The sequence below is a fragment of the Pseudomonas sp. P5_109 genome (assembly GCF_034009455.1).
Taxonomy (GTDB): domain Bacteria; phylum Pseudomonadota; class Gammaproteobacteria; order Pseudomonadales; family Pseudomonadaceae; genus Aquipseudomonas.
In genome coordinates this window covers 5,614,254-5,632,202 of sequence record NZ_CP125380.1, presented here as the reverse complement: position 1 = coordinate 5,632,202, position 17,949 = coordinate 5,614,254, and the positions used below count along the sequence as shown (strand labels likewise).

Below are 17,949 nucleotides of genomic sequence, written 5' to 3'. Positions count from 1 at the left end.
CCGCGGTTGAAATTCGAAGGGCCTGGGCGTTCAATCGCTTCAGGCCCTTCGCCGTTTCTGCACCGAGGACAAGACCATGGCCGATCCACTGGACAAAGCCACAGCCAAGGCGCCCGCCACACTGGGCGAGGGTTGCCTGAGCCGCTACGACCCGGATGACATGGGGCCTGAAACGGGTACGGAGTTTCCGGATGCCGCGCAATTGTGGGAGGAATTGAACGCAGGAGCCGGCTTGCCGGCGATAGAGTCCCAGGCTTGCAGTGATTTCCAGGGCCCTATCGCTGGCAAGCCAGCTTCTACGGATAGACGTTCTTGATCAATTTCTTGAGCAGCGGCCGGCCGAGCATCAGCAAAAACACCGGCCCACCGATCAGCAAGTAGAAGTAATACGTCACTGCCCGCCAAATCAGAATCGCCGCCGCCGCTGTGGATTTCCCGACCATGGGCGCCAGCAACGCCGCCGACGTCAGCTCCGCAGCACCGGCTCCGCCCGGCAGAAGGCTGAATTGCCCGGCACTCAGCGCCAGCATCTGGATCAGAAAACTCCAGGCCCACTGCAAATCCGCGCCGAGCCCGCGCAACGCCAGATAGAGCACGCTGTAGCGCAAGACCCAATGCACGCAGGTCAGGGCAAATACCTTGATCAAGGTCTGCACGGGTAATTTCAGCGTGTCGGTAAACGCTGCGAGAAACTGCAGGAGCTTGCGCGCCCAGCGCATTCGCGTGGCGGTTTGCACATTGGCTCGGGCGAGCCAGCGGCCACTCAGGCGAATCAAAGAGCGGTGATAGCGCGCCACCACGACGCAACTGATCAGGCCACCGAACAGCGAAACGGCGCTGACGGTCAGCATCCATTCCATGCGCTGGCTGAGGTGCTGGAACAGGGCGTAAATCAGAATCCCGCTCAGTGCACAGAGGAAAAACAGCAAGTCGCTCAACTGATCCATGGCGAACACCGCGCTGCCCCTGGCCGGGCGCACGCCGTGACGCGCCAGCAACGCCATGATCGTCAGAGGCCCGCCGCTGCCGCCAGGCGTGGCGCAGTAGGCAAATTCGGCGGCCATCACCACGCCGAGGCTTCTGAGCGGGCTGACCTTGTCGCATTGGTCCCCCAGCAACAAGCGCAATCGCAAGGTATTCACGCCCCAGCACAGCAGGATCATGCCAAACATGATCAATAGCCAAGGCAGCGGAAAGCTGGTCAGCCGGGACCAGGTCTCGCTGCCGCCCAGCAGTGTCGGAATCAGCACCGCCGCGAGCAGGCCGAGAATCAACAGCAGTCCGCGACTCATGCGGCACAGCCCATTCGGTCGTTTTGCAGCGCCAGCCACTGGGCCTTGGTCATCGGAACGCGTCCGCCATCGAGCAGGCGCTCGAGGGTTTGCAGCCAGTATCGACGGGAAAACTCATGGCGCATGTCCACCGGGTGCAGGCCCAGGCGAATCACCGGGGCGTGCTGCCAGCATTGTTCGCGGCGGTCGCTGACCAGCTTCGATACGCCCCGGCGCCAAGCGCTGCGCGCACTCCAGACCAGACCTGGCGCCTCGATCGCGGTGAAGTCCGGCAGCCGGTATAAATGCTGCGAGTCGCTGGTGTAACTCAGCGGCAATTCGCGCAATGCCTGGCGAGTGCCTTGGCTCATCAGCCAGGCGGGGGCGACGAATCCTTCCAGCGGCCAGTCATGGCGGTGGAACATCTCGATGCCCGAACGCAGGCGGGAGAGGGCGGCTTCTCGCGATAAACGGTAAAACTCGCCTTCATGGGTATAGATCCGACGCATGAACCAGTCGCGGGGATTGCGCGTTATTGGCCCGTCGTCGCAATGGAAGTAGCCATGCAATGCCAATTCGTCGCCCCGGGTGACCCGTGCAGAGAGCTGGCGGCAAAATTGCGGATGGGCGTCCAGAGGGTAGTGTTTATGGAAATCCGGCACCACCAGCCAGGTCATCGGTACATTACCCAGGGTGTCGACGGCTCTGACGAACGGCTGGTAGTCGGCCCAGGTTGGCGGAGCCACGTCGTGCAGCACCAGCAGTAAAAAGGGGCTGTTCATGGGTTCAACCATTGGCCGTCAGCGGCCACTGGCTGCCGAGCACAGCGTGGTAGTGGCGCAGCAGGCTGTTGACCACGGTGTCCCAGGCGTAATGCCGTTCGACATGCAACCGTGCCTGTTTGCCAAGCGCTGCGCTGCCCGAGCCGAACAATTCTCGAACGGCGGTGGCCATCGCGGCGGGGTTGTTCGGTGCGCAGAGCCGGCCGCAGTCCTCGCTGACGATTTCCTCGAAAGCCCCGGCCGCTACGGCTACTACGGGAATGCCACTGGCCATGGCTTCGAGTATCACCAGGCCAAAGGTTTCCTGATCGCCGGCGTGCAACAGTGCATCGGCACTGGCCATGAGGCGGGCTACCTGCGCGGCGGGGCAGAATTCGTCGATCACCGTCACGTTGGCCGGCACGGCCGTGGGCATCGACGAGCCCACCAGAATCAGGTGATAGCGTCGGCCCAGGCGCTGCATGCAGTCGAGCAGCACCGGCAGGTTTTTTTCCTTGGAACCGCGCCCGGCGAAAATCAGCAGGCGGGTGTTTTCGTCCAGACCCAACTCGGCTCGCAGCCCCGGGTCCCGGGCATCTGGATGGAAGGTTTGCAGGTCGACGCCGAGCGGTTGCACGAAGACATTCCTGACCCCAAGCCCGGTCAATTTGTCGGCCATGACCCGACTGGGCGCCAGGACCCGGTCGAAGTTGCCGTAGAGCTTGCTGACATAGGCTTCGACGTTGTTGGTCACCCAATTGCCCATGCGGTTGCGGACCAGCAGGGGCAGGTCCGAGTGATAGAAGCCGATGACCGGCACGTCGAGTTGGCGCCGCGCGTCCAGTGCTGCCCATGCGGTGAGATAGGGGTCGCCGACTTCGATCAGGTCGGGCTGCAAGTCCTGCAGGACATTGCGCCAGGGTGCGAGGCGCAGCGGGAAGCGATAGCCCTTGCCGAAGGGCAAGGCGGGGGCCGGGACGGTGAAGATGCCATCCTGCTCGCTAAAAGAGGATCCGGGGATCAGCAAACTGTGGCGAATGCCCGGCTTGATGCCCAGGCGACGATGCTTTGCATCCAGATAAGTGCGTACGCCACCGCTGGCAGGGGCGTAGAACATGGTGATGTCAGCGATATGCACGATGAACGATCCTCCGGTCCCGGTACTCCCTTGGTTGACCTTTATGAAGGATAGATGTTCGGTTGAGGTTATGTGCTGGCCTCATCGCCGGCAAGCCGGCTCCTACAAGAGCGCGATCCACCTGTAGGAGCTGGCTTGCCAGCGATGAGGCCGGTTCAGACGCTAGATACGGAAACTGCCTACCAACTGCTTCAACCGCGCCGCCTGCTGTTCAAGGTCCGAACACGCGCGCAAGGTCGATTGCAGGTTTTCCACACCCTCCTGGTTCAGCGTGTTGATCTCGGTGATGTCGACGTTGATCGACTCCACCACGGCGGTCTGCTCCTCGGTTGCGGTGGCCACCGACTGGTTCATGCCGTCGATTTCACCGATACGCAAGGTCACGCTGTTCAGGCGCTCGCCTGCGAGGTTGGCGATTTCCACGCTGTCCTGACTGTGGCGCTGACTGTCGCTCATGGTGCTGACCGATTCCCGGGCGCCGACTTGCAGTTCCTCGATCATGGTCTGTACCTGTTGCGCCGATTCCTGCGTGCGGTGTGCCAGATTGCGCACCTCGTCTGCCACCACGGCAAAACCGCGACCGGCCTCACCGGCGCGCGCAGCTTCAATGGCAGCGTTGAGCGCCAGCAGGTTGGTTTGTTGGGAAATGCTGGTGATCACTTCGAGAATCTGCCCGATGTTCACCGTTTTACTGTTCAGCGATTCGATGTTGGTACTCGATGCGCTGAGCATGCTCGACAGTTGATTCATCGCCACGATACTGCGGTCCACCACTTGCTGGCCGTCTTCGGCCAGGCTGCGGGCATCGCTGGCCTGGCTCGAAGCCTGAGCAGCGTTGCGGGCAATTTCCTGGGCGGCGGCGCCCAGTTGGTTGATGGCGGCCGCGACGCTGCTGGTGCGCGAGGCTTGCTGGTCGGAGTTGAACATCGACGAGTTGGAAGCGGCCACTACACGCAACGCCACTTCGTTGACTTGCCCGGTCGCCGAGGACACTTCGCGGATTGAACCGTGAATGCGCTCGACGAAGCGGTTGAACGCGGTGCCGAGGGTACCGAATTCGTCGTTGTTCTGGATGGTCAGGCGCTTGGTCAGGTCGCCTTCGCCATCGGCGATGTCGGCCATGGCGCGGGTCATGACGTGCAAAGGCTGGATCAGGATGCGAATCAACATGCCCAGCAGGGCGATGATGATCGCCACCGCAATGATGGTCGCAACCACAGCAGAGGCGCGGAATTTGCTGAGCATCGAGTAGGCTTTTTCTTTGTCGACCGACAGACCGATGTACCAGTTGACCGAAGGCAGGCCCTTGATCGGGGTGAAGCTGACGATGCGCGTCTTGCCATCGACGTCCACTTCGCTGAAGCCGTTGCCGATGCGCGGGGTGTCTTTCGGATACGCCTCGCTCAGGGACTTCATCACCAGCGCTTTGTCCGGGTGAACCAGGATCTTGCCGTCGGCGCTGACCAGGAACGCGTAACCCATGCCATCAAAGTCGCGGGCACTGAGGGTATCGATCAGGGTTTGCAGGCTCAGGTCGCCGCCTACCACTCCCACGCTCTGGCCGGCCTTTTTCGAAGCCGTGGCCATGGAGATGATCAATTGGCCGGTTGCCGCATCGATGTAAGGTTCGGTCAGGGTCGGCGTACTGCTGCTTTCGGCGCCTTTGTACCAGGGGCGAACACGCGGGTCGAAACCGTCCGGCATCTTCGCGTCCGGACGAATGGTGAAGTGCCCGGTGGCGTCACCCAGGTAGGACGCCATGAACGTCGACGTCAGGGTTTTCTGCTCAAGCAGGCTGGCGACGTTGCTTTGTTCCGGGTTGATGGCGATGTTTTGCGAGAGGTTCTCGATCAACAAAATTCGCCCGGCCAGCCAGGTCTGGATGTTGTTGGCGGTGACGTCGCCCATCTCGTTGAGATAGTTATTGAGGTCTTCGCGGATGGCGTTGCGCTGTAGATAGTCGTTGTACAGCGTGAATGAAGCGAAGGCGGCAATCACAATGAGGGCGGCGGCAAGCAGGATTTTATGGCTGAAACGCAGATTTTTGTTCATGGCTTGGGGTTCCGCTAAGGTCTTAATGTCCAGCGCGTGCTTTTATAAAGAGGCGCATTACGGGCAAGTTTGAAAGCAAGTGAATTTTCCGACTCTCCTTAGGGAAATTTCCGACCAGATCGTGTCTGACTGCTTTGTCGTTATCTCTATCGGCCGTGTAGGACCAAAGATTAATCATGGGTGACCAAATGCCTGACTCACTGCAACTCGTTATCGGCGCCGATCTCACAGGACAGCCGATTGCCCAGGCCATGCGCCTGGCGAACCGCCACGGTTTGATCGCGGGCGCGACCGGCACCGGCAAAACCGTCACTTTGCAACGATTGGCCGAAGCCTTCAGCGATGCCGGCGTAGCGGTGTTCGCCGCCGACATCAAGGGCGACCTGTGCGGCCTGGGTGCCGCCGGCAACCCTCAGGGCAAGATCGCCGAGCGGATTGCCGGGATGCCCTGGCTCAACCACAAGCCTCAGGCTTATCCGGTGACGTTGTGGGACGTACACGGTCAGTCCGGTCATCCTTTACGTACTACCTTGAGTGAAATGGGGCCGCTGCTGCTGGGCAGCCTGCTGGAACTGACCGACAGTCAGCAGTCGGCACTGTACGCGGCGTTCAAGGTGGCGGACCGCGAAGGCCTGTTGTTGCTCGATCTCAAGGACCTGAAGGCGTTGCTCAATCACCTGCGGGACAATCCCGAGTTGCTGGGCGACGATGCGGCATTGATGACCACCGGCTCCAGTCAGGCGCTGCTCAGACGTCTGGCGACCCTGGAGCAACAAGGCGCCGAAGCCTTGTTCGGCGAGCCGGCGCTGCAACTCGAAGACATCCTCCAGCCCACTGCGGATGGCCGCGGGCGCATTCATTTGCTTGATGCCAGCCGTCTTGTGCACGAAGCACCGAAGGTCTATGCGACGTTCCTGCTGTGGCTGCTGGCTGAGCTGTTCGAGCAACTGCCTGAGCGTGGCGATGCCGACAAACCATTGCTGGCGCTATTCTTCGACGAGGCGCACTTGCTGTTCAACGGTACGCCCCAGGCGTTGCGTGACCGTCTGGAACAAGTCGTGAGGCTGATTCGTTCGAAAGGCGTGGGCGTGTATTTCGTCACGCAATCGCCGGGTGACCTGCCGGATGATGTGCTGGCGCAATTGGGCTTGCGTATCCAGCACGGCTTGCGTGCGTTCACCGCCAAAGAGCAGAAGTCCCTGCGCGCGGTAGCCGAAGGTTTCCGGCCGAATCCGGCGTTCGATACGTTGTCAGTGTTGACCGAGCTCGGGATCGGCGAGGCGCTGGTCGGCACCTTGCAGGAAAAGGGCACGCCGGAAATGGTCCAGCGGGTGCTGGTAGCGCCGCCGCAATCGCGGATCGGGCCTTTGACCGATGCCGAGCGCACGGCGCTGATTGCCGGGTCGCCGTTGCAGGGGCGGTATGACAAACCGGTTGACCGTGAATCGGCCTATGAGGTGCTGATGGCGCGCAAGGGCCTGGCGCCGGCACCGGAAGCGGCACCGGGTAAACCGGCACCCGAGGAGCCAAGCTTCACCGAGCAGGCCGGGGAGTTTCTTGGAACCGCGGCAGGGAAGGCGCTGAAATCGGCGATGCAACAGGCGGCGAACCAGATTGGCCGACAGTTGGTGCGCGGCTTGATGGGCTCATTACTGGGCGGCAGCAAACGCCGCTAACTTGAGCGAGTACAGTCTGACAGTGGAAGCGGGCTTGCTCGCGAGGGCGTCAGCACATTCAACATTGATGTGACTGATGTAGCGCTTTCGCGAGCAAGCCCGCTCCCACAAGGTTTCTGTGTCAGGTTTTGGATTTGGCGTGCGCCGCCAGTCGCTCCAGCGCCGCCCGCAGGTTCGGATCGCTGATCCCGTCGGCCGTGGCCTGAATAGTTGCCGCAGCATCGTGCGACAGGTCCATGGTGTGCCCGGTCGCGCCCCGCTGGACGGTAGGTGGCTGCACCTTGAACAGGATTCGTGTCAGGTTGGCAAATTCGTCGAACATTTGCAGTTGCCGTTGCAGGCGCTTTTGCTGGTAGCGCAGGCGGGTTGCCCAATGACCGTCTGTGACAATCAGCAACAAACTGCCTTCGCGCCAGGAAGCCACATGGCAATGCTCGCGAGCGGCGGGCTGCAGTTGGCTCTCGAGCAAGCGTTGCAGATGACCCAGGCGTTGAGCGTGGCCGAGAATGGCTTTCAGCGGCTTGGCTTCGCGTAATAGAACGGCAGGTACTTTGGCCGTAAGTGGGCGAAATGCCATGATCAGACACCTGAAGTAACAGAGGCGCCATGGTAGCAGAAAGCACCGGATGCACCCGCCCATTGCTTTTGTGGGTGCTTTACCCATTAAATCAACAACTAACTTCTGCCCTCAACGGCTTGAAGTTGAGCAAAACGCCCCTATTTAAAGTGAGCCCCGTCAAAGCGCAGTGCCAGCATCGTGGAATTTCGCCACTTTCCTCACCACCGTTTCCGGGTAGAATGCTCGTTCGCATGCGGCCATGAGGGCTGCACGGGCGACTCACGGGGCCGCCCTCCATCCCTTTAGTGTGGAAGATCCTGCCGATATGTTTGCGCCTTTGTTAAAGAAACTTTTTGGAAGCAAGAATGAGCGTGAAGTCAAACGCATGCTCAAGACGGTGCAACTCGTCAATGCCTTCGAAGAGCAAATGGTGGCCCTTTCGGACGATCAATTGCGTGCCAAGACAGACGAGTTCAAGGCCCGCATCGCCAAAGGGGAAACCCTCGACAAGCTCCTGCCAGAAGCCTTTGCGGTCGCCCGCGAAGCCGGCAAGCGTGTCATGGGCATGCGTCACTTCGACGTCCAACTGATCGGCGGCATGACCTTGCATGAAGGCATGATCGCGGAAATGCGTACCGGTGAAGGCAAGACCCTGGTGGCAACACTGGGCGTTTACCTCAACGCGCTGTCCGGCAAGGGCGTGCACGTTGTGACGGTGAACGACTATCTGGCCCGCCGCGACGCCAACTGGATGCGTCCGCTGTATGAATTCCTCGGCCTCACGGTCGGCGTGGTCACGCCGTTCCAGCCGCCGGAAGAAAAGCGCGCTGCCTACGCCGCCGACATCACCTACGGCACCAACAACGAATTCGGTTTCGATTACCTGCGCGACAACATGGCGTTCAGCATGGAAGAAAAATTCCAGCGCGAACTCAATTTTGCCGTGATCGACGAAGTCGACTCCATCCTCATCGACGAAGCCCGTACGCCGCTGATCATCTCCGGTCAGGCCGAGGACAGCTCCAAGCTGTACATCGAGATCAACAAGCTGATCCCGCGGCTGGAATTGCATGTCGAAGAAGTCGAAGGCGAAGTCACCAAGGCTGGCCATTACACTGTCGACGAGAAGACCCGCCAGGTCGAGCTCAACGAAGCCGGTCATCAGTTCGTTGAAGAGTCGCTGACCTCCCTCGGCCTGCTGGCTGAAGGCGAAAGCCTGTACTCGGCGCACAACCTGAGCCTGCTGACTCACGTCTACGCCGGCCTGCGCGCGCACAAACTGTTCCATCGCAACGTCGAATACATCGTGCAGGACGGTCAGGTCGTACTGGTCGACGAGCACACCGGTCGTACCATGCCGGGTCGCCGTTTGTCCGAAGGCCTGCACCAGGCCATCGAAGCGAAGGAAAACCTGAACATCCAGGCCGAAAGCCAGACCCTGGCGTCGACCACCTTCCAGAACTACTTCCGTCTGTACAACAAACTGTCCGGAATGACCGGTACGGCCGACACCGAAGCGTTCGAATTCCACCAGATCTATGGCCTGCAGGTCATGGTGATTCCGCCGAACAAGCCTTTGGCGCGTAAAGACTACAACGACCTGGTGTTCCTGACGGCCGACGAGAAGTACGCGGCAATCGTGGCCGATATCAAGGAAAGCATGGCCGCAGGCCGTCCGGTCCTGGTCGGTACCGCCACCATCGAAACCTCCGAGCACATGTCCAGCCTGCTCGTGAAGGAAGGCATCGAACACAAGGTCCTGAACGCCAAGTTCCATGAAAAGGAAGCCGAGATCATTGCCCAGGCCGGTCGCCCGGGCGCACTGACCATCGCCACCAACATGGCCGGTCGTGGTACCGACATCCTGTTGGGCGGTAACTGGGAAGTGGAAGTGGCCTCCCTGGAAAGCCCGACCCCTGAGCAGATTGCCCAGATCAAAGCTGACTGGCAGAAGCGTCACCAGCAAGTGCTCGAGTCGGGCGGTTTGCAGGTCATTGCGTCCGAGCGTCACGAATCGCGCCGTATCGACAACCAGCTGCGTGGTCGTGCCGGTCGTCAGGGCGACGCCGGTTCCAGCCGCTTCTACCTGTCTCTGGAAGACAGCCTGATGCGCATCTTCGCCTCTGACCGGGTGAAGAATTTCATGAAGGCCCTGGGCATGCAGCCTGGCGAAGCGATCGAGCACCGCATGGTGACCAACGCCATCGAAAAGGCCCAGCGCAAGGTTGAAGGCCGCAACTTCGACATTCGCAAGCAACTGCTCGAGTTCGACGACGTCAACAACGAACAGCGTAAAGTGATCTATCACATGCGTAACACGTTGCTGGCCGCCGACAACATCGGCGAGACCATCGCTGACTTCCGTCAGGACGTGCTCAACGCCACCGTCAGCGCGCACATTCCGCCGCAGTCGCTGCCTGAGCAGTGGGACGTGGCCGGTCTGGAAGCTGCGCTGCAGAGCGATTTCGGTGTGACGCTGCCGATCCAGCAATGGCTCGACGAAGACGATCACCTGTACGAAGAAACCCTGCGCGAGAAGCTCATGAACGAGCTGATCGCGGCGTACAACGAGAAAGAAGACCAGGCGGGCGCCGAAGCGCTGCGCACCTTCGAGAAGCAAATCGTTCTGCGCGTCCTGGACGACCTATGGAAAGACCACCTGTCGACCATGGACCACCTGCGTCACGGTATCCACTTGCGTGGTTATGCCCAGAAGAACCCGAAGCAGGAATACAAGCGCGAGTCGTTCACCCTGTTCTCCGAGTTGCTGGATTCGATCAAGCGCGACTCGATCCGTGTGCTGTCCCACGTTCAGGTTCGTCGCGAAGATCCGATCGAAGAAGAGCAGCGCCTGCGCCAGGAAGCCGAGGCGCTGGCCGCTCGCATGCAGTTCCTGCATGAAGAAGCCCCGGGCCTGGAGCAACCGGAAGTGTTGGGCGAAGAAGTCGATCTTGCCCTCGCTGCCGCGCCGGTTCGCAACGAGCAGAAGCTGGGTCGCAACGAGCTGTGCTACTGCGGTTCGGGCAAGAAGTTCAAGCATTGCCACGGGCAGATCCAGTAAAACCCGTTTCAATCGCTGAAATACCCGCGCCGCGACCGGCTTCTGCCGTCGCGGCGTTTTACCATTCGAACCACCGTTTTTGCTGAAACGGTTGCTGACATCATTTTTAGAGGAGCGCATTCATGGCTGTTGGTCTTGGTCCTTTGCCAACGTTGCACCCGGTTGCCGGTTTTGAACTCGGTATTGCCTCGGCCGGCATCAAGCGCCCGGGGCGCAAGGATGTTGTGGTCATGCGCTGTGTTGAAGGCTCCACGGTTGCCGGCGTGTTCACCTTGAACGCCTTTTGCGCCGCACCGGTGATCCTGGCCAAGCAACGCGTGCAAGGCCCGGTGCGTTACCTGCTGACCAATACCGGCAATGCCAACGCCGGCACCGGCGAGCCAGGCCTGGCTGCTGCCGAGCGCACCTGCGCCAAGCTGGCCGAGCTGACGGGTGTCGATGCCAGCCAGGTGCTGCCGTACTCCACCGGCGTGATCGGCGAGCCGCTGCCCGTGGAAAAAATCGAAGGTGCGCTGCAAGCAGCCCTCGATGATCTGTCGATCCACAACTGGGAAGCTGCCGCCACCGGCATCATGACCACCGACACCCTGCCAAAAGGCGCGAGCCGTCAGTTCCAGCATGACGGCGTGACCATCACCGTCACCGGCATCAGCAAGGGTGCGGGCATGATTCGCCCGAACATGGCGACCATGCTCGGTTATATCGCCACCGACGCCAAGGTTTCCCGCGACGTGTTGCAAAACCTGATGCTCGATGGCGCCAACAAGTCGTTCAACCGCATCACCATCGATGGTGATACCTCGACCAACGACTGCTGCATGCTGATCGCCACGGGTCAGGCCGCGCTGCCGGAAATCACCCGTGCCGAAGGCGAGTTGTTCGCCAAGCTGAAGCAAGCGGTATTCGAAGTGTGCATGGACGTGGCCCAGGCCATCGTGCGCGACGGCGAAGGCGCGACCAAGTTCGTCACCGTTGAAGTCAACGGCGGTGGCAATCACCAGGAATGCCTGGACGTCGGTTACACCGTGGCTCACTCGCCGCTGATCAAGACCGCGTTGTTTGCTTCCGATCCGAACTGGGGTCGTATCCTGGCCGCGGTTGGTCGTGCCGGCGTACCTGACCTGGACGTGAGCAAGATCGATGTGTTCCTCGGCGACGTGTGCATTGCCAGCCGTGGCGCGCGTGCGGCGACCTACACCGAAGCCCAGGGCTCGGCGGTGATGCAGCAGGAAGAAATCACGATTCGTATTGAGCTGGGTCGTGGCGATTGCAGCGAAACCATCTGGACCACCGACCTGTCCCACGAGTACGTGAAGATCAACGCCGAGTACCGTACTTAATACGCGGCTCAAGACCGAGTCGTCCCATTGGTGAGCAAGCCCGCTCCCACAGGTTCAGTGGCGTACACAAACGTTGTGTTCAACGCGATCACTGTGGGAGCGGGCTTGCTCGCGAAGGCTGACGACCAGACGCCAGAGATTTTGGCCTGTCCCCTCATCAAAAGGTCCCGAACATGAGCCTGCACCTGATCATCGGCGACAAACTGCATTCCTCCTGGTCCCTGCGTGGTGCCCTGGCCCTCGATCTGGCTGGCGCCGCCTATACCGAAGAACTGATCAAGCTGAACCAGCCCGACACCCGCGAGCGTCTGCTCAAGCATTCGCCGACCGGCAAGGTCCCGCTGCTGAAAACCGAACACGGCACCATCGCCGACTCCCTGGCGATTGCCGAATACCTGGCGGAACAGTTCCCGGCCGCCGGCCTCTGGCCCAAAGACACCGCCGCCCGCGCCCAGGCGCGCTCGGCGTGTGCGCAGATGCACAGTGGATTCTTTGCCATGCGCGGCAACATGCCGTTCGACCTGAGCCATGATGCCCCTTTGTCGCCGATCCCGGCTGACGTTCAGGCCGACATCGAACGCATGTCGGCGCTGTGGGCTGAATGCCGTGCCGCCGCGACTGAAACCGGGCCGTACCTGTTTGGTCATATCAGTCTGGCTGACGTGTTTTTTGCGCCGATTGCCGTGCGCTTGCGCACCTATCAGGTAAAACTGTCTGCCACTGACGAAGCCTATGTCGATACCCTCTACCAATGGCCGGCGTTCAAGGCCTGGCAGAAGGCCGGACTGGAGGAGTTGGAAAAGTGAAACGAGTGCATGTCGCCGCCGCCGTCATCCGCGATGGCAGTGGCCAAATCCTGATCGCCCGCCGTGCTGATTCACAGCATCAGGGTGGTCTGTGGGAGTTTCCCGGGGGCAAGGTCGAGGCCGACGAGTCGGTCGAAACCGCACTGGCCCGCGAACTCCATGAGGAACTGGGCATTGTGGTTGGCGCGGCGCGCCCGTTGATCAAAATTCGGCACGATTACCCGGACAAGCAGGTGTTGCTGGATGTCTGGGAAGTCTCGGCGTTTTCCGGCGAGCCCCATGGTGCCGAGGGACAACCGCTGGCCTGGGTGGCACCTCGTGATTTGTCGAATTACGAGTTCCCGGAGGCCAATCAGCCGATCGTCGCGGCCGCGAAATTACCCGCTCAGTACTTGATTACCCCGGAAGATCTGGAAACACCGGCCTTGCTGCGGGGAATCCAGAAAGCCATCGCGGGAGGCATCAAGCTGATCCAGTTGCGTGCACCGAACGGTTACGATCCGAAGTATCGCGACCTGGCTGTCGATGCGGTGGGCCTGTGTGCCGGTAAGGCACAGTTGATGATCAAGGGGCCGTTCGAATGGCTGGGCGACTTCCCGTCCGCGGGTTGGCACATTACCTCGGCGCAGCTGCGCAAGTACGCCGCGGCTGGGCGACCGCTACCGGCGTCGCGTTGGCTTGCGGCGTCGTGCCATAACGCTGAAGAGCTGGCACTGGCCGAACAGATGGGGGTGGATTTCGTGACCCTGTCGCCGGTTCAACCGACTTTGACGCATCCTGGTGCCGAGCCGTTGGGTTGGGAGCAGGCTTCAAGCTTGATCGAAGGGTTCAGCAAGCCGGTGTTCCTGCTCGGCGGTGTTGGCCCGGCCGAGGTCGAGAAAGCCTGGGCGGCGGGTGCGCAGGGTGTGGCGGGGATTCGGGCGTTTTGGCCTGAGGCCTGATTTTGTAGCGCTCCTGCTGGCCTCTTCGCGGGCAAGCCCGCTCCCACAGGTTTTGTGAGTGCCACAAATCCACTGTGGGAGCGGGCTTGCTCGCGAAGGGGCCCGAGAGGCGCCGACTAAACCTCAGGTTTCGCCGCAGGCTGCCAAAGAATCTCCGTCACTCCCTGACGCTTGGCAATCAGCCGCGCCACCACAAACAGCAAGTCCGACAATCGATTGATGTACGCCAGGCCAACCCCGGCCAACGGCTCAATCGCATTGAGTTGCTGACACCGCCGCTCTGCGCTGCGGGCCAGGCTTCGACAGACATGAGCCTGGGCAATCAGCGTCGAGCCGCCAGGCAAGATGAAGTTTTCCAGCGGTCCCAACTCTTCATTCCATACATCGATCGCGGCTTCCAGGCGTTCGATTTCCGCTGCATTCAACGCTTGATACACCGGCATCGCCAGTTCGCCACCCAGATCAAATAACCGATGCTGGCAGGGAGCCAATACCTCGATCACTTCGTTCAAGCCTGGAAACCGGGCGGTTTCTGCCGCCAGCCCGGCCAGGAGTACCCCAACCTGGCTGTTCAGCGTATCGACCTCACCGATTGCTTCAATGCGCGGGTGATCCTTGGGTACGCGGCGTCCGTCGCCCAGCCCGGTCTCGCCTTTGTCGCCAGTGCGGGTGTAAATCTTCGACAAGCGAAAGCCCATGGTTACCTCGATAGCAGATTGAGTTCTTGCGAGACAGGTGGCGTGCTCGCCAGGGGCAGGCGCAAGGTGAAGCACGTGCCTTGGCCCAGGGTCGATTGCACTTCCATCTGCCCCTTGTGGTTGTTGGTGATGATGAAATACGACACCGACAGTCCAAGGCCGGTGCCCTGGCCGATTTCCTTGGTCGTGAAGAACGGCTCGAAGGTGCGTTTGCGCACGCTTTCGCTCATGCCGATGCCGTTGTCCTCGACCTGGATTTCCGCCCATGGCGGATTCAGCCGGGTGCGCAGAATGATCCGCCCCGGCTCGCTGTCGTCTTCGCGCTGGTGGATGGCTTGCGCGGCGTTTTTCAACAGGTTGAGCAGCACTTGCTCCAGTTCGTTGGCGGTGCCGGGTACCGGACCCAGCGCCGGATCGAACTGACGAATGATGGCCTGGCCCTTGAAATCGAAGCCGATCGCCAGGTCGAAATCGTTGCCGGCAATCTCTACCGCCTGATCGATCAGGGCGGGCAGATCGCACGGGGCCATTTGACGGGTGCTGCGACGGCTGAAACTGAGCATGTGGGTGACGATTTTGGCGGCCCGGGCGCCGGCCTGCTGGATGCCGTCGAGCAACTGCGGCACTTCGCGGATTTGCAGGTACTGATTGACCGTCGCCAGTTCGATTGCGGCCTGTTCGGCTACTTCCAGGTTCTTCGGCAGATCGGGGGACAGGCGTCGGCGAATGTTTTGCACGTTGTGCAGTATCGCACCCAGTGGGTTGTTGATCTCGTGGGCCATGCCGGCGGCAAGACCGCCAACCGAGAGCATTTTCTCCGACTGCACCATCATCTCTTCCAGGGACAGGCGCTGGGTGATGTCGTCGATCCGGATCACCACACCACGCCCGGCGCCGCCCATCAACGGGTAGAAAGTCAGGGCGTAGTGGCGGGGCTCTTCGTCCTTGAGCCAGGTGACACGTTCGATCTTGGCCACCGTGTGTTGTTCGACCGTTTGCTTGAGTTGCGGCAGGAACGGCTTGAGCGGTTCGAAGGCAAGGAAAATCGGCTGGTTCAGGGCTTCGTCGAGGCGAGTGCCGGAAAGGGCGCTCGCTTCCTGGTTCCATTGCGTCACATAGAGCTGTTCGTCGAGGGCGATCAATGCCGACGGCATGGAGTCAATGATGCTGTTGAGGTAGTTCTGGAAGCCGGTGAGCTTTTTCTCGATCTTGCTGCGCACCTGGACTTCCAGCTCCAGCTTGCGGTTGGTATGGCGGGTTTCTTCCGCCAGGCCCTGGGCCTGGTCGTAGGCAGCCTGGGAGTCGTCCCGGGCACGTTTGAGTTGCTGCTCCCGGGCCTCGATACGCGAGAGCATGGTGTTGAACGCCTCGGCGAGGCTGCCGATTTCATCGTGGTTGCCTCGCGAAGCACGCAGTGCGTAGTTTTCTTCACGGGTTACCTGGCGGGACAACTCTTCGAGCTGATGGATCGGCCGGGTAATCAGGCGCTTGATCTGGCGGGCGATGATCAGCCACAGCAGCACACTGAAAATCAGAATGCCCAGGCTGGCCGTCAGGGTCCCGGTGTAGAACGCCACTGGCAGTTCACTGCTGGCGACCAACAGCAAATGCCCTGGTGCGGTTCCGGGGCGGGGCAGGGTGATGACCTGGTTGCTGCGAAACTCGGTCACCTGCCAGTCTTCGATATGCCGGAACCGTTTCGGCAACTCCAGTTTGTCGCCGCGCTGCAGTTGCGCCAACTGTTCGCCCTTTCCGTCATACAGGACTGCTGCGCGCAGCGGTGAATAACTGTTGAGTTCGTTGAGCAGGCGCTCGGCGCTTTGCGGCGATTCCAGGGCTTCGGACACCAGGCTCGGGTTCGATACCAGTCGGCCGATGGTCTGCAGGGCCTGTGGCGCCATGCTTTCCTGGGATATGTAGTAGGCGGCGCTGATAAAGGTCAGGTTGGCAACCAGCAGGACGGTGACCATCAGTACCAGCAGGGCGGCCAGCAGTTTCTGGCCGACGGGCAGGTTTTCAAGGCGCTGGCGCAATGGCATCGGATTCATCGCAGACAAGGAACAAGTGGCCAGCGTAGCCGCTGCTCAGTCGCTGGGCAATCCAAGGCTTTGCAGGCGGGCAATCAACCTCGACTCAAGCTGATTGAGGTGAGGCAGGTTCAGTTGATGGCGCCCGGCCACTTTGCAGGCGTAGCCCAGCAGGTAGCTGATTTCTGTGCGGCGCTGGCTCGTGACGTCCTGATGCATCGAGGAGTAGTTGGCTGCAGTGGCGTGAATCACCCGTTCAACTTCCTGTTGCAGGTTTTCGGCGGCAGCCGGTTGACCGCAACGCTCAAGCAGCTCCACCAACTCGCCGCACAGGGTGGCGACTTCGCAGTGATGTTGCTGCAAGCCGCCGTTGCGGCAATCGTGTAGCACCGTCAGCGGATTGATCGCACAGTTGAGGGCGAGTTTGCGCCACAGCCGGGTCAGGATTTCGGTGCTCCACTCGTGGGGGATACCGGCAGCGCTCAGGTCGTCGAGCCAGATCGGCGCGACCGGATGGCTCGCGTCCCCCAGCCAGGTGAAGCCATGCCCGGCAAACACCACGCGCCAATCACCGTCGCGAAAGGCACCTTCGGTGCTCGACGCATAGATGCAGCGTGCTTGCGGAACCTGTGCGGCCACCGCGTCCTGGCTGCCCAGGCCATTTTGCAGCAGGATCAGCTCGGCACCGGGGACCAGGCGCGGCGCCAATCGGGCCACCGCGCTTTCGGTGTCGTAGGCTTTACAGGCCACCAACAGGCGGTGGATCGGCTGTGTGCTGTCGGCTGTCTCGGCGGGTACGGCATAGTGTTGCGCCTCGCCGTGTTCCACCAGTGTCAAACCACCGGCCGCCTCATAGGCCTGTAGTCTCGCGGTGTCCCGCAGGATCAGCCTCACTGGTACGCCAGCCCGTGCCAGGCGTGTTGACCATAAAGTGCCGAGGCTGCCGGCGCCCAGAACATGCCAGGTGGTGGACATCAGCTTTTTGCTCTCTTTAAGGCGTGCATCGGCAGCTCACAGTGAATGATGGGAAAGACCCGTTATAATCAGCGCGGATTTTAACCGCAAGCCAGGCGTGCTCCATCGGCGCGCCTTTATATTGGAGAGATTACATGCCGTCGTTCGACGTGGTATCCGAACTGGACAAACACGAAGTCACCAACGCGGTCGAGAACGCCGTCAAGGAACTCGATCGTCGTTATGACCTGAAAGGCAAAGGCAGCTTCGAGTTCAAGGAAAAAGACCTGACCGTCAACCTGACAGCGGAAGCGGACTTCCAGCTTGAAGCGATGATTGAGATCCTCAAGCTGGCCCTGGTCAAGCGCAAAATCGACGTGCAGTGCCTTGAGGTCAAGGACGCCTTCGCGTCGGGCAAGTTGATGAAGCAGGAAGCCGTCCTCAAGGAAGGCATCGACAAGGAGTTGGCGAAGAAAATCGTCGCTCACGTCAAGGATGCCAAGCTCAAGGTCCAGGCTGCCATTCAGGGCGAGCAGGTGCGGATTACCGGCAAGAAGCGTGATGACCTGCAGGAAGCCATTGCTGCGCTGCGAGCCAAGGAATTCGGTATGCCGCTGCAGTTCAACAACTTCCGCGACTGACTTGAAAGCGGGAACCTATCGGCG

At 60.8% G+C, this 17,949-nt stretch carries 15 protein-coding genes; 7 read left to right on the top strand and 8 right to left on the bottom strand.

The annotated features are described in order from the left end of the window. Positions 1 to 76 precede the first annotated feature (76 nt). Entirely contained in the window at positions 77 to 316 is a 240-nt protein-coding gene (locus tag QMK54_RS24970) for a hypothetical protein (RefSeq protein WP_223592657.1), read from the top strand. On the opposite strand, the gene QMK54_RS24965 is transcribed toward QMK54_RS24970, so the two are convergent. From QMK54_RS24965 to QMK54_RS24950, 4 genes are all read right to left on the bottom strand, one after another. Beyond that, positions 297 to 1,292, bottom strand: coding sequence for a lysylphosphatidylglycerol synthase transmembrane domain-containing protein (locus tag QMK54_RS24965; RefSeq protein WP_110660426.1), 996 nt, complete (start codon positions 1,290 to 1,292; stop codon positions 297 to 299). The genes QMK54_RS24970 and QMK54_RS24965 overlap by 20 nt on opposite strands. After that, entirely contained in the window at positions 1,289 to 2,065 is a 777-nt protein-coding gene (locus QMK54_RS24960) for a polysaccharide deacetylase family protein (protein ID WP_320401507.1), read from the bottom strand. The genes QMK54_RS24965 and QMK54_RS24960 overlap by 4 nt, the downstream gene beginning before the upstream one ends. Continuing rightward, complete coding sequence (locus QMK54_RS24955; RefSeq protein WP_223592617.1) at positions 2,058 to 3,170, bottom strand: glycosyltransferase family 4 protein; 1,113 nt, start codon at positions 3,168 to 3,170, stop codon at positions 2,058 to 2,060. The genes QMK54_RS24960 and QMK54_RS24955 overlap by 8 nt, the downstream gene beginning before the upstream one ends. A gap of 162 nt (positions 3,171 to 3,332) precedes the next feature. Next, positions 3,333 to 5,222, bottom strand: a complete 1,890-nt coding sequence (locus QMK54_RS24950) for a methyl-accepting chemotaxis protein (protein ID WP_110660429.1) — start codon at positions 5,220 to 5,222, stop codon at positions 3,333 to 3,335. A 188-nt stretch (positions 5,223 to 5,410) separates the two neighbouring features. On the opposite strand from QMK54_RS24950, the gene QMK54_RS24945 reads away from it, so the two are divergent. Further along, the gene (locus QMK54_RS24945; protein ID WP_110660433.1) at positions 5,411 to 6,898 is read left to right on the top strand and encodes a helicase HerA-like domain-containing protein; all 1,488 of its coding nucleotides are present in this window, start codon (positions 5,411 to 5,413) and stop codon (positions 6,896 to 6,898) included. 121 nt (positions 6,899 to 7,019) lie between these two features. Here QMK54_RS24945 and QMK54_RS24940 read toward each other — a convergent pair whose 3' ends face one another. Continuing rightward, entirely contained in the window at positions 7,020 to 7,475 is a 456-nt protein-coding gene (locus tag QMK54_RS24940) for a DUF721 domain-containing protein (protein ID WP_110660430.1), read from the bottom strand. A 307-nt stretch (positions 7,476 to 7,782) separates the two neighbouring features. Here QMK54_RS24940 and secA point away from each other — a divergent pair, with 307 nt between their 5' ends. The 4 genes from secA (at position 7,783) to QMK54_RS24920 (ending at position 13,605) form a co-directional block, all read left to right on the top strand. Then, positions 7,783 to 10,518, top strand: a complete 2,736-nt coding sequence (secA, locus tag QMK54_RS24935) for a preprotein translocase subunit SecA (protein WP_320401506.1) — start codon at positions 7,783 to 7,785, stop codon at positions 10,516 to 10,518. 122 nt (positions 10,519 to 10,640) lie between these two features. Further along, complete coding sequence (gene argJ / locus QMK54_RS24930; protein WP_223592624.1) at positions 10,641 to 11,858, top strand: bifunctional glutamate N-acetyltransferase/amino-acid acetyltransferase ArgJ; 1,218 nt, start codon at positions 10,641 to 10,643, stop codon at positions 11,856 to 11,858. A gap of 173 nt (positions 11,859 to 12,031) precedes the next feature. Then, positions 12,032 to 12,664, top strand: coding sequence for a glutathione S-transferase (locus QMK54_RS24925; RefSeq protein WP_320401505.1), 633 nt, complete (start codon positions 12,032 to 12,034; stop codon positions 12,662 to 12,664). Beyond that, positions 12,661 to 13,605 carry a Nudix family hydrolase gene (locus tag QMK54_RS24920; RefSeq protein WP_110662882.1) on the top strand — a complete coding sequence of 315 codons (945 nt, stop codon included), beginning with the start codon at positions 12,661 to 12,663 and terminating at the stop codon, positions 13,603 to 13,605. Before QMK54_RS24925 ends, QMK54_RS24920 begins: the two co-directional genes overlap by 4 nt. 116 nt (positions 13,606 to 13,721) lie before the next feature. Here the strand turns inward: QMK54_RS24920 and QMK54_RS24915 are convergent, their stop codons facing one another. Genes QMK54_RS24915 through QMK54_RS24905 form a run of 3 tightly spaced genes read right to left on the bottom strand, consistent with a single transcriptional unit; the run spans position 13,722 to position 17,305 of the window. Then, positions 13,722 to 14,303, bottom strand: a complete 582-nt coding sequence (locus QMK54_RS24915; RefSeq protein ID WP_223592637.1) for a cob(I)yrinic acid a,c-diamide adenosyltransferase — start codon at positions 14,301 to 14,303, stop codon at positions 13,722 to 13,724. A 2-nt stretch (positions 14,304 to 14,305) separates the two neighbouring features. Continuing rightward, positions 14,306 to 16,342 carry a HAMP domain-containing sensor histidine kinase gene (locus QMK54_RS24910; protein ID WP_223592655.1) on the bottom strand — a complete coding sequence of 679 codons (2,037 nt, stop codon included), beginning with the start codon at positions 16,340 to 16,342 and terminating at the stop codon, positions 14,306 to 14,308. 45 nt (positions 16,343 to 16,387) lie between these two features. Further along, a complete protein-coding gene (locus QMK54_RS24905; protein ID WP_320401504.1) occupies positions 16,388 to 17,305 on the bottom strand; it encodes a putative 2-dehydropantoate 2-reductase in 918 nt (305 codons plus the stop codon). A 134-nt stretch (positions 17,306 to 17,439) separates the two neighbouring features. On the opposite strand from QMK54_RS24905, the gene QMK54_RS24900 reads away from it, so the two are divergent. Beyond that, on the top strand, positions 17,440 to 17,925 hold the full coding sequence (locus tag QMK54_RS24900) for a YajQ family cyclic di-GMP-binding protein (protein ID WP_053155306.1): 486 nt from the start codon (positions 17,440 to 17,442) through the stop codon (positions 17,923 to 17,925). Positions 17,926 to 17,949 lie beyond the last annotated feature (24 nt).

Bases quoted from the DNA above. Each gene is read 5' to 3' on its own strand.
- QMK54_RS24970 (WP_223592657.1), top strand. From the start codon at position 77: ATGGCCGATCCACTGGACAAAGCCACAGCCAAGGCGCCCGCCACACTG.
- QMK54_RS24965 (WP_110660426.1), bottom strand. From the start codon at position 1,292: ATGAGTCGCGGACTGCTGTTGATTCTCGGCCTGCTCGCGGCGGTGCTG.
- QMK54_RS24960 (WP_320401507.1), bottom strand. From the start codon at position 2,065: ATGGTTGAACCCATGAACAGCCCCTTTTTACTGCTGGTGCTGCACGAC.
- QMK54_RS24950 (WP_110660429.1), bottom strand. From the start codon at position 5,222: ATGAACAAAAATCTGCGTTTCAGCCATAAAATCCTGCTTGCCGCCGCC.
- QMK54_RS24945 (WP_110660433.1), top strand. From the start codon at position 5,411: ATGCCTGACTCACTGCAACTCGTTATCGGCGCCGATCTCACAGGACAG.
- QMK54_RS24940 (WP_110660430.1), bottom strand. From the start codon at position 7,475: ATGGCATTTCGCCCACTTACGGCCAAAGTACCTGCCGTTCTATTACGC.
- secA (WP_320401506.1), top strand. From the start codon at position 7,783: ATGTTTGCGCCTTTGTTAAAGAAACTTTTTGGAAGCAAGAATGAGCGT.
- argJ (WP_223592624.1), top strand. From the start codon at position 10,641: ATGGCTGTTGGTCTTGGTCCTTTGCCAACGTTGCACCCGGTTGCCGGT.
- QMK54_RS24925 (WP_320401505.1), top strand. From the start codon at position 12,032: ATGAGCCTGCACCTGATCATCGGCGACAAACTGCATTCCTCCTGGTCC.
- QMK54_RS24915 (WP_223592637.1), bottom strand. From the start codon at position 14,303: ATGGGCTTTCGCTTGTCGAAGATTTACACCCGCACTGGCGACAAAGGC.
- QMK54_RS24910 (WP_223592655.1), bottom strand. From the start codon at position 16,342: ATGCCATTGCGCCAGCGCCTTGAAAACCTGCCCGTCGGCCAGAAACTG.
- QMK54_RS24905 (WP_320401504.1), bottom strand. From the start codon at position 17,305: ATGTCCACCACCTGGCATGTTCTGGGCGCCGGCAGCCTCGGCACTTTA.
- QMK54_RS24900 (WP_053155306.1), top strand. From the start codon at position 17,440: ATGCCGTCGTTCGACGTGGTATCCGAACTGGACAAACACGAAGTCACC.